At 67.8% G+C, this 13,857-nt stretch carries 7 protein-coding genes; 2 read left to right on the top strand and 5 right to left on the bottom strand.

Annotated features, from left to right (window positions below):
• Window positions 1–121: 121 nt before the first annotated feature.
• Window positions 122–1,774: an MFS transporter gene (locus ACIQ7H_RS02260; RefSeq protein ID WP_395787952.1), complete on the top strand. Its 1,653-nt coding sequence runs from the start codon at window positions 122–124 to the stop codon at window positions 1,772–1,774.
• 336 nt (window positions 1,775–2,110) lie between these two features.
• Here ACIQ7H_RS02260 and ACIQ7H_RS02255 read toward each other — a convergent pair whose 3' ends face one another.
• On the bottom strand, window positions 2,111–2,407 hold the full coding sequence (locus ACIQ7H_RS02255; protein WP_395787950.1) for a hypothetical protein: 297 nt from the start codon (window positions 2,405–2,407) through the stop codon (window positions 2,111–2,113).
• Window positions 2,408–2,860: 453 nt separating this feature from the next.
• On the opposite strand from ACIQ7H_RS02255, the gene ACIQ7H_RS02250 reads away from it, so the two are divergent.
• Window positions 2,861–3,136, top strand: coding sequence for a hypothetical protein (locus ACIQ7H_RS02250; RefSeq protein ID WP_395787948.1), 276 nt, complete (start codon window positions 2,861–2,863; stop codon window positions 3,134–3,136).
• 232 nt (window positions 3,137–3,368) lie between these two features.
• Here the strand turns inward: ACIQ7H_RS02250 and ACIQ7H_RS02245 are convergent, their stop codons facing one another.
• The 4 genes from ACIQ7H_RS02245 to ACIQ7H_RS02230 form a co-directional block, all read right to left on the bottom strand.
• Entirely contained in the window at window positions 3,369–4,802 is a 1,434-nt protein-coding gene (locus ACIQ7H_RS02245; protein ID WP_395787946.1) for a hypothetical protein, read from the bottom strand.
• Between the two features lie 129 nt (window positions 4,803–4,931).
• On the bottom strand, window positions 4,932–7,751 hold the full coding sequence (locus tag ACIQ7H_RS02240; RefSeq protein WP_395787944.1) for a protein kinase: 2,820 nt from the start codon (window positions 7,749–7,751) through the stop codon (window positions 4,932–4,934).
• Window positions 7,748–8,296: an ECF-type sigma factor gene (locus tag ACIQ7H_RS02235; protein ID WP_395787942.1), complete on the bottom strand. Its 549-nt coding sequence runs from the start codon at window positions 8,294–8,296 to the stop codon at window positions 7,748–7,750. The genes ACIQ7H_RS02240 and ACIQ7H_RS02235 overlap by 4 nt, the downstream gene beginning before the upstream one ends.
• Window positions 8,297–8,647: 351 nt before the next feature.
• On the bottom strand, window positions 8,648–13,747 hold the full coding sequence (locus tag ACIQ7H_RS02230; protein ID WP_395787940.1) for an autotransporter domain-containing protein: 5,100 nt from the start codon (window positions 13,745–13,747) through the stop codon (window positions 8,648–8,650).
• Window positions 13,748–13,857: the final 110 nt, after the last annotated feature.

Genomic DNA, 13,857 nt, shown 5'->3' with positions numbered 1-13,857 from the left:
AGGCACGCGTTCGACGTGGATGCCGCGTTCGCCGAGTGGGCCAAGCCCGCGTACCGATCTAGCCGGATGCGTGTCCCTGTGTCGGCGCCCTGGGCTTTCGCTCACCTCTACAATGCGGGCGATGGATGTTCCGGTCACCGCACTGTCGCCGTTTCGCGTTCCGGTCTTTCGCAGGGTCTGGTTCGCCAGCTTGGCTTCCAACTTCGGTGGTCTGATCCAATCGGTCGGCGCCGCTTGGCTGATGCTGGAGATGACCGCTCAGGCTGGGATGGTGGCCCTGGTGCAGACCTCGGTTGCGCTGCCGGTGGTGCTGCTGTCGCTGCTGGGCGGAGCGATCGCCGACAGCTGGGATCGGCGGCGCGTCATGCTGGGCGCGCAGGGCTTCATGCTGATCGTGTCGGCACTGCTGGCGTTGTGTGCATGGCTGCAGGTGCTGACGCCGTGGCTGCTGCTCGCCTTCACCTTCCTGATCGGCTGCGGCAGTTCGTTTCATGCGCCGGCCTGGCAGGCCTCAGTGCAGGACATGGTGCCGCGCCCGCAGGTGCCCGCCGCCGTTGCGCTGAACAGCATGGGCTTCAATCTAGCCCGCAGCACCGGCCCGGCGATCGGTGGCGCGATCGTGGCGGCTGCCGGTGCCGCCGCCGCCTTTGCTGTCAACGCGCTGAGCTATGTGGGCTTGATCGCCGTGCTGTGGCGTTGGCAACCCGGGTATGAGCCGCCGCTGCTGCCGCGCGAACGCCTGGGCAGTGCGATGGCCGCCGGACTGCGCTATGTGACTCTGTCGCCAACCATTCGCACGGTGCTGTTGCGCAGCGTGGCGTTCGGGCTTGGCGCCGGCGCGGTTCTGGCCCTGCTGCCGCTGATCGCGGCTCGGCTGGGCGCGGGTGGCGCACTGGGCTACGGCCTCTTGCTCGGCGCCTTTGGCCTCGGTGCGGTGTGTGCCGCCCTCGGCAGCGCGCAGTTGCGCACACGCCTGTCGACCGAGGCGCTGGTGCAGGCGGCCAGCGTCGTGTTCGCGCTGGCCCTGGTCGTTGTTGCCACCCGTCCGGTGTTCGCCTTGACCGCACTGATGATGCTGGGTGCTGGCGGCGGCTGGGTGCTGGCCTTGTCCAATCTCAATGTCGCCGTGCAGCTGGCTGCACCACGCTGGGTCGTTGCGCGAGCACTGTCGCTGTACCAGATGGCGGCGTTTGGCGGGCTGGCGGTGGGCAGCTGGCTGTGGGGACAGTTGGCCGAATCGCACAGCGTCGAGGCCGCCCTGCTTGGCGCGGCCGGCGCCCTGCTCGGCAGCGCGGCCCTGGGCTGGCTGCTGCCGCTTGAGCAATCCGCACAACGCGATCTAGACCCGCTGCGCCGCTACGAGGAACCCGTGACCGCGGTGGCGGTGGAGTCTCGCACCGGCCCGGTCGTGGTCACCATCGAGTGGATCATCGATGAACCCGACATCGTGCCGTTCCTGAACGCAATGGCCGAACGGCGCCGCATTCGCCGCCGCGATGGAGCGCATCAGTGGGTTCTGCTGCGTGATCTGCACGATCCGCGGCTGTGGATCGAGCGCTACAAGACTGCGACTTGGCTCGACTACCTGCGCCACAACAGCCGCATCACCCGCGACGATGCAGTCGTGCCGGAACGCCTGCGGGCGCTGCACCGCGGCGAGGGCTCGCCCAAGGTGCGGCGGATGATCGAGCGCTCGACCAGCCGTCTGCCGTGGGCCCAACGTGAGCCCCGCGAGGAAGACCCGCCGAGCACGGACCCGACCCGCGGGATCTGAGCGGCCTTCGAGCCTGACCCGGGCGTTGCGCCGAGGGCTGGTGCTGAGCGGCTCAAGCGGCGGGTTCCGCTCGCGCGATTCGAGCCCAGGGCGCGGGCGCTCGATGAAATCCACGATCGCTGCCACGCTGTTGACGGGCGATGTGAGCGCGCCGCGAGTTGCGTCCTCCGCGCCCGCGCTGCCGATTGCTGAAGTGGCTACGAGAACGAGAACGAGCACGCTGAGCAGGTGCAGACAGCGGTTGCAGGCAGAGCGCATGGGGTCTCCGAGGGGCGGAGTCGAGCGGTCGCGGCAGCCTTCGCCGGGGTGGCGGATCGCCCGCTCAAGCTGGCGCCGCTAGCGGGCGCCGAGCCGCTCCCAGAACGTACTCGGCAGCGGCTCCAGATCGTCCTTGCCGAGTTTCTCGCGAAAGCTGCCGGGCGGCGCTTCGGCTTTGTGCGGAAGCCGACAGCAGACCTTCACCACATAGCCTTCGCCGGCCGAGTCCAACACATCCCGGCTGAGCGCCTCGCCGCGCGCCAATGCGTTGCCGATGGCCGCCCGCAGAACATCCAGCGCCTCTGCAGTGCCAACGATGGCCGGCATATCGTGCGGAAAGGCCTGCTGGTAGATGTGCAGGATCGGCTGAGGCATCCATGGTCTCCTTGGCGGTGCCGGCTCGCACCTGTTCGTCGACCAGCCAAGGATGCAAATTTCGCGCCGGGCTTCTGGCAGCGCAGTGGCAGCGGTGAAGCGGGCAGGCTTGCGGGGGTGGCGCAGGGCGACAGCGCACAGCGCGCCGATAGAGGACCTTCGCCGCGCGCAAGAGCGCGGCGAAGATCGGTGCCTCGTTCAGTGCCGCCGATATGCGCTGGTCGACAGGAAGCATGCCTGCGTCGCAGCCGGCAGCTGCATATCTCGCGATCGACCCGGTGTGGTAATCGCGGGCCTGATCCGATGCGGGCTCATCAGGCCTGCGTTGCTCAGGCCTTACCAGATCAGAACCCAGCGCAACTCATGTACTCGTTGAAGCACGCTTCCGAGCAGGCATCAACCGGGAACTGTGCGGGGTCAGTGAAGCCGCATTGGAGCATGCAGGTGCTGTAAGTGATCCAGCAGAACTCGCTGATTTCGGTCGTCGCTTCTACGACGGACGAAACGCTGATCGACTTCAGGTTTTCGGCGCTCGCAAACTCGAAGGGCTGCAGTCCTGCCTCTTGTCGCGGGGTAGCCGACGCGGTGCTGGACACCAAGAAAATAATTGCAGCGGCAAACATCAAAGGCTTCATGCGTGTGTGCTCCGTTGTTGTGTCATGGGGTGATCGCAGCGAGATCCGTACTGAAACGCCAGCATCCGTCGTGCCGCTGACGCCATTCCGCTGACGTGGCAAGCGCTATGGATTCCTGAGGAAAGCCGGCTGGCGTGCGTAGTCTACCCATCTGTTCGCCTGTGGGCACGTACAGTGGCGTTACCGTCGTGGCGTTACCGTCGTGGCGGTGTCGTCTGCTTGCTTTAAGCCATACGTCACTGCCGCGCGGAACTGACATGTTTCTGCACACACAACCGCAACCGCGTGCCACCCTCAGCTCGGTGAGCACCGCGCTTCGCAGATGCCTATGGCTCGAAGCCGTTGCTGAACAGCGTCGCATCCGGCGTGGTGAATGCCGCAATCGCGAAGTCGTCATCGCTGACGCCGGTCCATCGGCTGCGCCCGGCGACAAGAATGCGCGGGCCGATCAGGCGCAGATCATTGGCTGCAGCAAGCGGTGAGTCCAGACCATTGGCAGCGGGGAAGGTCGTGATGATCTGGGCGCTGCCGCTGTTGAAGCTGGTGTCAGGTGTGCCGTTGGGCAGGTAGCGCCAGAGCGCAAAAGCACTGGTCGGACCGGCGCTGTTTCGGCTGTTGCCTGCGACCAGCGTGCGCCCCTGCGGGTCAACTGCTACGGCCCGGAACACCAGATCGGTGGCCGGAAATGCCGCCGGCTCCACCCGCACGCCGTCGCCGTTGAAGCTTGGATCAATCCCGCCGCTCGCGGCGAAACGCAGCAGCATGCCCCGCTGGCGGCCGCTGCCAGGTGCCGTGGGGTCTTCGCGCTGCCCGGCCATCAGGGCGCCGCCGCTGCCGGGCAACGCCGATACCGCATTGATGCGCGCCTGCGTGCAGCCGTTGGTGGTGTTGAACAGGGTGACGCCGCCCAGGAAGCCTGATGCGAGCTGCTGAGCGGCGCCGCTACCGCTTAGGCTGACCTGATACAGGCCCACGTTGCAGGTCTGGCTGCCGGACGAGCTCAGCCCAACCAGCAGTGCGTTGCGCCCGCTCGACCAGGCAAGCGCTCCGCTACCCGCTTCGGGAATGCCAGACACCACCGTCGAGACCGGGTTCTGCCCGGCAGCGTCCAGTGCCGCCACATAGCCCGCCCAGCCCAAGGACGAATTGGCGCGCGTACGCACCAGCACCAGCGCTTGGTCCTGCGGTCCGATCGCCAGTGCGAACGCTTCGTCCTGGGCCTGAACATTGATCCGCGCAAGGCCCAGAAAGCCAAAGCTTGCATCGACCTCACCGCTCGGCAGCAGCCGGGCGATGAACACATCGCTGCCACCGCTGACCGCTTCGGTGCCGATGAAGACCAGCCGGCCCTGTGAGTCCTGGGCGACATCGGCGACCGAATCCACTTGCAGCGGATAGCTGCGCTTGCCATTGGTGCCGAAGCTGATGTCGATCGCGCCGCTGGCGGACAGGCGGGTCAAGGCCAGCGCGACGCCGCTGTTGCTGGCTTCGCCGATGACCAGATAGCCACCGTTGGCGGTCGGGAAAATCCGCCGGGCGCCATCGGTAGCGGCGCTGTCGAGATCGAACGAGACCGTGCGCCTGCCAGCGGTGGCGAAGCTTGAATCAAGCGAGACCTGGGCTGTAGCCACAGTGCTGACAGCCAGCGCGCCGAGTGCGGCGATCAGGACCTGGGCGACGCGCACGCGCAGATGCGTAGGCAGCGGAGCGTCCGCGACAGCTGCGGAAACACTTGGCGCGGCGGTGTTGAAGCGAGGCATGCGGAGACTCCGGAGTTTGAACTTCTCGGGATACGCAAATGTGATCACAAATCCGGCGGGGTTGTGCGAACGCGCCTGTGGCTGCGATCCGAATGAAGCAGGCCTTGCCCGCGGCTGCATGCGGTCGCACTACCGCGGGCTGTAAGCGCGCGCCTGCGCCAGCTCGATCCCACTCTGGCGGGTCAGCGGGCTGTCGTCGCCCAAGGCACTGCGGCGCTGGGCCAGCGCGCTTTCGAGCAGGTTCGCAGCCCGCGCCCGCGCCTCCGGCCCGCCCTGCTGCAGGGCCAGGGCCAGCTCGCGTTCGGCCTCGGCGCGGCGTGGGCCGCCCTTGGGCGAAAGCACATCGCGGTAGTGTGCGACCACCGGTTCGGCCACAGCGACCGCAGCCTCGGGGTCACCGGCCAGGCGCAGCGCGCGGGCATGGATGACCTGGGTCCACCAGCTGGCTTGGCCGAGTTCGGCACTGAGCGCGAGGCTCTGCTCGATCAGCGGCAGCGCCTGCGCTGGGCGTTCGGCAGCGAGCAGGGCCAGCGCCTGCGAGTTCAGCAGGCTGCCCAGCCGGGCGCGATCATCGACCGCGCGCGCTGCGGCGACCAGGGTCTGCAACTCGGCCAAACCGGCATCGATGTCGTCGGTTTCCACCCTCACCATCGCCAGCGCCTCGGCAACCTGACGGGCCTTGCCGGAGTCAGCGCCGAAGGCCTGCACGTACAGCGCATGCGCCTGCTCGAAGCGCTGTCGCGCTGGCGCGAACTCGCCGCGCCGGAACGCCACCATTCCCCAGCCCCACAGCGCCTCGGCGCGCATCGAGCCAGTACGTTCTTCGCCCTGTAGTTCGGGCCACACGGCGCTGTACTCGGCATCGGCCTGGGCCAAGGCGCCATCACCGATCAGCAGGCCGCATAACATCATTCGTGCCCACAGCGTGCGGGTGTGGGCGCTGCCGAGACGCTGCTCCAGCAGGTCGATGACCTCGCGCTGCCGCGCCAGCGCGCGCGGGGTGTCGACCAGGCTGCGCAGTGCTTCGACCTCGGTTTCGAACAGGCGAACGCGCAGGCCGAGCGGGCTGTCGACCGTCAGCAGGGGCAGGGCGCGCTCGACGCTGGCCAGTGCATCGCGTGGTCGGCCGAGCTGCATCTGCACGCTGGCCGCGTGGGCCAGCAGGCCCGTGCCCACGGGTTCGATCTGCCAGGTCGCGGCCTGCAAGTAGGGTTCAAGCAGGGCCAAGGCCTCGGCGGGCTGCGAGCGCGCCTGGAGCAGCTGGCTGCGCAGGCCGAGTTCGCGCAGGTCCTGCGCCGAGGGCGCGTGCTGCGTCGATGGCAGCGGCAGCGCGTGGAGACGCTGCCAGCCGCTTTCGGCTTGATCCTGGGCCAGTGCAAGTTCGGCCAGGTCCAGCTGCAGGCTGCGCTGCTCCTGCGCATCCAGCCCGGCCTGTGCCGCCGCGGCTTCGGCCTGAGCCAACAGCGCCGCGGCCTGGCTGCGCTGGTCAAGGCTAAGGCTGACCCGGCCGAGATCCTGCTGCAGCAGCACGCGTGTGCGCGGGTCCAGACGGTCATTGGATTGCAGCCGCTCCGCGCCGCGCTGCAGGAGCTCGTTGAGACTGGGTGGGGTGTCGCCGTGCAGCTGTGGATCGGCCGCACTGAATACCTCGCCGAGAAACGCGCGGGCGGCCTCGGCCTGAGCGGCACGCTGCTCGGCTTGCTGTGCCTGGTGCAGGCTGACCACCAGCCCTCCCACGACTGCAAACAGCGCCAGCGCGAGGCTGGCGCTGGCCAGGCGGTGTCGGCGGATCAGCTTGTAGAGTCGGTTGGGCCAGGGCGTCGGCCGACTGCGCAGCGGGCGCTCATCCAGCCAAGCCTGCAGATCGTCAGCGAAGGCGGCAGCGGATGGATAGCGATCTTCGGGCGCGGCCGCCAGGGCGCGGCTGAGGATCAACTGCAGCTCACCGCGCAGCTGCCGGCGCAGCAGCCGCGGGTCGAGCGTATAGGCCGCCGCCGTACTGCCCGCACTGGCGCTGCGTGACCACGCCTGCCACAGCGAGTCCGGGCTGCGCCGCGTGCTGCTGCCGACCTCATCGCCGAACGGCGAGCGCCCGCTGAGCAGCTCGAACAGCAGCACGCCGGCGGAGTACACATCGGCAGCGGTGCCGACCGCGTCCCCAGCCAACTGTTCCGGCGCTGCATAGCGTGGCGTCAGCGGGGCATGCGCGCGGGTGGCGGTGAGCTCGGGCGCCGACTCCAGCAGTTTGGCGATGCCGAAGTCGAGCAGCTTGACCTCGCCATCGCGATCGACCAGCACATTGCCGGGCTTGAGATCGCGATGCACCACCAGCATGCGGTGGGCGTGGTCGAGTGCGGCCAGCACCTGCAGGCTGAGCTGGATGCGCGCCCGCGGCGACAGCTGACGCTGCTCGCAGTAACTCAGCAGGTTCTCGCCGTCGACGAACTCCATCGCAAGCCAAGGTGAACCCTGGGCGTCAATGCCGGCATCGATGAAGCGAGCGATGTGCGGGTGGGTGAGGCGCGCAAGAATGCCTCGTTCGCGCAGAAAACGAGCCTTCAACTCAGGCAGTTGCGCACCGCCGCGGATGCGCTTGAGCGCGACCTCGTAGCGCAGTTCGCCCTCATGGCGTTCGGCCCGCCAGACCTCGCCCATGCCGCCTTCGCCAAGGCGCCGCAGCAGTTGCCAGGGGCCGACGCGGTCGCCCACTTCAAGCGGCGGCTCGTCCAGCTCGAAAGCCGAGAATGCGGCGCCACGGGCCAGCTTGGGGTCGCTGCGCGCATGCGCCAGCAGCAGCACCCGCAGGCGTTGTGCCAGCAACGGCGATTCGAGCGCGAGCACTTCCAGATGCGAGCCTTGGTCCTCGACTGGCAGATCCATCAGCTGCTCGAACAGTGCAGCCAGTCGCGGCCACAGCGGATCGGACTCGGTGTCGGCTGTGCCGCTCATGCGCTGCCGGCCAGTTCGGTGCTGAGAAACGCGCGCGCGAGTTCCCAGCCGCGGCGCGCGCTGCGTTCGCTGATGCCCAGTGCAGCGCCCGTTTGCTCGAAGCTGAGGCCGGCGAAAAAGTAGGCTTCGACAATTCGCACCAGCCGCGGGTCGCGACGTTCCAGCCGCTGCAATGCATGGTCGACTTCGAGCAGATCAAGCTGCTCGGCCGGCTGCCCAAGGGCGGCGCTGAAGGTCACGGCCAGCCAGCCGCCGCCACGTTTCTGAGCGCCGCGTTCGCGGGCCAGATCGACCAGCACCTGACGCATCGCGCGCGCGGCCAGGTTCATGAAATGGCTGCGGCTGGCGAGCGCCGCGGCGCCGTCCTGGGGAAACAATTTGAACCAAGCCTCATGCAGCAGCTCGGTCGGGCTCAGTTCGGCGTCCGCGCCACCGCTGACCCGCTGAGCGAGCAGCCTGAGTTGCCGATAGGTTTCAGCCAAGGCCAGCTCGCCGGCCGCCGCGTCACCGTCTCGCGCGGCGTTGATGAGTTCGGTCAGAGCCATCGGCATCTTGAGTTCACATTTAACGATCGATCGCAGCGTGAGAGGGCATTCAGACCACAAACCTGGCCGCGCGCCCAGCGCTTGCAGACGGCGGCCCTGAAGCGGGGGGCGAGGCACCCACGCAAAGGCGAAGGCATTCTCCGCAGGCCGCGCGTGAAACCGGCCCAAACGCCGTCGCAAGCCCCTCGCCACCAGCCGCCTGTCAGGCTTTGGTGACGAGGCGATTGGCGACTGCGCGCGGACAGCAATCTTCGGCGGTTGGCAGACCGCGAAGGCTCGCGGCCAAGAAACGGCAGATTGCCTGGAACGCAGGCGGATTCGCGGCCAGGCCCGCCACAGCCAGACGAGCGGCTAGAACTCGATGCGCCCCCCGAAAGACAGCAGCCAGTGGTTGATGCGATCGTCCAACAGACGTCGCTCGTACTGCAAGAAGGCGGAGCGTCCGCCCGGGAACAGTGCGGAAACGCCGAGCCCGAGATTCAGATAGGACTGGTCGATCGCGCCGCCGCTCTGGCTGAACACGGTTCGGGTGGGGTCGGCCAGGAAGCGCAGATCAAGTCGCGATGGGTCATCGCTGAACTCGCGGCTGTACTCCAGCAGGATGTTCGGCATCAGCACACCCCAGTCGCGGCTCATCACATAGCTCGCTCGGCTGCCGAGTACGGCTTCGCGGCTGTTCCAGCGCGGTGATTCGACATGCAGGCCCAGGCCTTCACCGCTGCGGCCACTGATCAACTGCTCTTCGAACGGGTCGTACTCGACGCGGCTGAACTGCGCCCGCAGGTAGGCGCCCAGTCCCCAGGCGCGGTGATTCCAGTCGCGCCCGAACGACAGACTGCCGCCCAGCAGGTCGGCATCCGTGCTGGCCGTGGCGGTCTGCTGGACACGGCGCCCGCCCAGCTCGAACAGGATGTTTCGATGCATGTCAAACGAATTGGTGCCGCGGCTCAGGTTTGCATCCAGATACCAGTCCCGCGGCAGCCACAGGCTGGCGTAGGCCGACAGGCTGGTGCCTCGGCTTTCCAGCTGGCCGCGCGAGTTGGCGAGATCGGTGTCGTCGCGGCTCAGGCCAAGTGCTAAGCCTGCGACCAGCTTGTCGCTGAAGCGGTAATCGACGCCCGCGGTGAGACTGCCCAGGCTGTAATCGAATTCGGGGTTCAAGCTCGGCTGGCGCGAGCGGCCGCGGCCGAAGCTGCCGGTCAGAAATGCACCCCAGCGCTCGAAGCCTTCGCCGATTTCCTGGTTCACGTCGTCCTCGCCAACCGCCAGCGCCAGCGCCGGCAGGGCGGAAAGCGGCAGCATCCCGTTCGGTGTGCTGAGCCCGAGCCCGACTTGCACGCGGTTGGCTCCACCGCCCTCGCTACGCAGAGCGCGCAAACGCTGGTCGAGATTCGCCACCTGCCCGCGCAAGGCTTCATCGCCCGCCCGCGCAAGGTTCAGGCCGACGTCGTTCGGCAGCTGATCCAGCGCACCCAGCAGGCCAGGGCGATCGTCGCCGGCGGCGTCGATCAGATCGCCACAGCGCTCGAACAGATCCTGCTGTTGGGGCGTGCGCGCGGAAAGCGCAACCAGGGCCGGACAGGCTCGATCGAGCGCAGTGGCGACGCTGCGCTGACGAGGGTTCAGGCCGCTGATCTGCACCAGGCCGCCATTGAGTACAAAGCTGACCTGCGAATCATCGCCTTGCAGACTGGCACGGATTCGTGCCTCGCCGGGCTGCCGCAGCCGAGCGCGAATCTGGGCGCGGCCCTGGGCATCCGTCTGGGTGGTGTCGGCGCTGAGCAGGGCGTTGTCGGCGCTCCAGCGCACGGTGCGACCGGCTTGGACAAGGCCGGCGGAATCCCGCACGCGCACTACGAGAGGCTCGCTCTCACCGCCGATGGCGAGCAACTGTCCATTGCCGGCAACGATCTCGAGTTCGCTGTCGATGGCCTGCGCGCTCGCTTCAAAAACCACCTCAGCGCCCGTGCTCAGCCGCGCTCCGACGGTTTGGCGGCCGGCTTGCGAGCCCAGGGTCCAGCGGGTTTCCGCTTCGCCGTTGGCGCTGGTCAGGCTGCTCGCGGAGCTTATTTGACCGCCACCGCTGAGCACTCGCCATTGGATCTGCACACCCGCGATGGCTTGCGGCAGCAGGCGCACCCGCAGTGGCTGCTCCAGTGCTGCGCCGGGCGCGCCGGTCTGGCCGCTTCCGCTGATGAGCTGCAGCTGGCCTTCGAAACTGCTGACGCTGAACAAAACGTCAAGCTCATTGGCGCGCGCACGAATGCGCGAGCTGCCTGCGCTGTCGCCCACTCGGAGGCCGATCCGCGCACGTCCTTGGCTGTCGGTGCGGCTGTTACCTGCATCGAGCACGGCTGGACCTTCAAGCACACTCCATTGCACGGGAACATCTGTCGCGGCCAGCCCGTTCAGCGTGTATCGCACCACCAGTTCATTGGCTCGTGTGCCCGCCAGGCCGGACTGATTGTTGCCACTGTCGATTTCCAATCGCTGCTCGCCTCCGCTGCCGCCGGCAAACACGGTGAACTCTGCGACGGCACCGGGGTCGTCGCTGCGCGCGGCGTTGATCCGCACGCTGCCTTGCGCTTCGGCGCCAAGGCGAACTTGAACCGCCAGCCGGCCATCCGCCCCGGTGGTGGCGGCGGCAGGCTCCACCACTGCCGCACCCAGCGGCGATACGCTGAAGCTGATCGGAACGCCGCTGGCGGCGGCGCCGTCATTCAGCGCCAGCACTTGCAGCGGGGCCGCGAGCAGCTGGCCGGGCCGGGCCGTCTGACCATTGCCTGCGCTGGCCTCCAGGCTGCGCACACGCGGTGGCGTTCCAACCCGTACAACGCCATTGGCCTGGATGCGCGCATCCACACGCTCGGCCAGCAGTCGCAGGTCGCCGCGCGCATTTGGCGACAGCACCACGTTGAAGCTGGCGCGACCATCGTTGCCGGTCACCGCTTCGGTCGGGCTGACCCTGGCGCTGCCCTCGGGCAGCACGGTCAAGTTCACCGCGACTCCCGCCTGCGGTGTCCCGGCTTCGCTGGCTTCGACAACCACCGGAAACGGCAGCGCGGCACCGGCCGCGGCCGTTTGTGCGTCTCCCGACACGATCTGCAGGCTTTTTCCGGCAGGCGACAGCAGGAAGCGTGCTTCGACCGGCGTCGACTGCGGCGCTGAGTTCAGGCGCGCCGTAACGATCTGGTCGCCAGCGGCATTTGCAATGAACCGGGTCACAGCCGTGCCGGTCGCATCGGTCCGGCTGCGCGCCGGGGTTACGCTGCCACCGCTGCTGCTCCAGTCGATTTCCGCGTTGGCCAGGGCCACGGCCTGAGCACTGCCTTGTCGGGTCAGGATGGTCCGCAGCACCACCGGCTCGCCAATGCGCGGCGACTGGGTCGGCGTCTGTGCCTGCAGCCGGTAGATCGAGGGCGTTACCGCGCGCGTGAGCGTCTGCGCGCCACGGCCGGTTGCCCGGATCTCGAACTCCAGCGGAGCAGTGCTGCGGCCGACCGAAATCGGCGATGTCTGCGCGTAGCCATCCTCGTCGGTTGTCATCTGCACCAAGGCGCTGCCCTCTGCGAAGGTGGCGAAGCCTTGCGAGATCAGCACGACCACCTGGATGCCGGCTGCGCCCACCAATCCGGTCTGGCCACTGCGCAGGGCTCGAACTCGAATGCCACCCGCTGTGGTTTCGTCGGTGAACAGAATCTCGGGAGCTTCGACAATGCGCAGACTGCTGGTGCTGCCGGTGACCTCGATCTGCAGCAGGGCGACCGAGGGTGGAAAGCCGGGGCCAGGGCTGAAGCTTGCCTCGATGGTGAACAGGCCGACCGCGCTGGAGCTGAACTGCACGGCCGCGATGCCGTTGTTGTCGCTGAGCCCGCCGGACACCGGTTGCAGGCTGGCCGGGCCGGGGCCACTGCTGACGGCGAAACTGACCAAGCGGCCGGGCGCATTCTGCGTGGCTGCGGTCTGCCGCTGCACCTGCACCGCCAGCGTGGACTGCTGGCCCTGTGGCACGGTGACCGTCGGGTTGCCCTGACTGGCGTCGAGGAGAGAATAGACGGGGATGTCGAGAGTGAAATCCACCGTGGATGCAGGAGCATCGTTGCGGGTCGCGCGAATGATCGCAGTGCCGGCACTGGGCGATGCCGCAACCGAGTTCGAAGCGACTCCATTGGCATTTGCGCTGGTGGCGGCGCCACCCAGAACCGCGCTGCCGCCGACCACGGCCCAGTTCACCACGGTGTTCGGGGCAGCCACGCCGTCGTTCTGAGCCAGCGTGGACACCGGCACGCTAGTGCCCGGCGCGACTTCCAACTGGGTCAGGCCCTGCGCGGCAAGCGCACGCACCGCCACGGGCAGCACCGTCAAGGGCAGGGTGACGCTCACCGTGCAGTTCGGTTCGAGACACGCGCGGGCCGCGGTCGTACCGGTCGCCGCCAGGGCGGTGACCGAGACCGAGGTCAGCCCTGCGGCGTCTGTCACTGTATCGATGCTGGGCAGGCCCCCTGCGAACTCGATGTTGGTGTTGTTGATCCGATCCCAGCGGACGGGCTTGTCGGTCAGGGGGCCGCGGCCAGGACAGGCGAGGGCCACACTCAACGGACTGGCGAAGGCGGTTCCTGCCGGCGTTGACTGCCCGCTGCCATTGACTGCATTCATCACTGGAACAGTTTGGCCATCGAATCGGAACTCAAGCGTCTGTGGCACCGGAAAGCCGATTGCGGTCGCCCGTACCCGCGTTTGCGTGCACATGCCCGGCGCGCTGACGAGTAGTGCCTGCGCGGTGCCTGTGTTGTCCGCTTGCACCAGGCGCCCACCATTGCCACATGGGCCCGAGCCGCCGCTGAGCGTAGCGCCTTCCGGGTTGCCGCCCGCAGTGAACTCGAAGCAGACCTGATTCTCACCTGCAGCGAAGGCGGGCAGGCCGTTCTTCAACAGACGGACGCTGAATGGCCGGGTCTCTCCGCCGTTGACCGCGCCGATGCCGCCGGCGGGGTTGAAGAAATTCATGGCGTAGACGTCGACACCGATGTTGACCGTGAAGGTCGGATTGGGCGGGTTGGTGGCCTCGCAGCCGCTGGCACAGATCGCCTGCCAGGTGACGCTGCCCCCGGCGCTACTGGGTGCGGTGACGTTGAGTGTGACCGGGCCACCGCCGAACATGGCCGTTCCCGTCAAGGGCGTCAGCGCGGTGCCGGCGGTGGTATCACTCAGGGTGACGATGTTGAAGCTCGCGGCCGTGCAGGCACCGCTGCCGGCGTCCGCCGCCGACAGCAGGAGTGTGGTGGCGGTCCCGGGAAGGAGGGCGATCGGCGAGGTTTGGCTGAACTCCAGGCGGCAGCCGGTGGCACTGGCGAGCCCGCTCGCGGCGAGCCCGACCGTGAACAACATGAGCCAGAGGAATGCGCGGACGCGGGTTGCGTGCGGGCGGTCTGTCGAGTGTTCAGCGTTCATGCGACCTCGCTTCAGGCGCAGCAGGCGCCAATGTGAGCCTTCTAGAACCGATGCGCGGTGGCTTTGCTGTGATCAGGGTCACTTTGCGCCACTCGTCTACGATTGGGCAC

The sequence above is a fragment of the Aquimonas sp. genome (assembly GCF_044377145.1).
Taxonomy (GTDB): Bacteria; Pseudomonadota; Gammaproteobacteria; order Xanthomonadales; family Xanthomonadaceae; genus Aquimonas.
The sequence above is the reverse complement of the archived record's forward strand: the minus strand, read 5'-3'. Positions and strand labels throughout refer to the sequence as shown.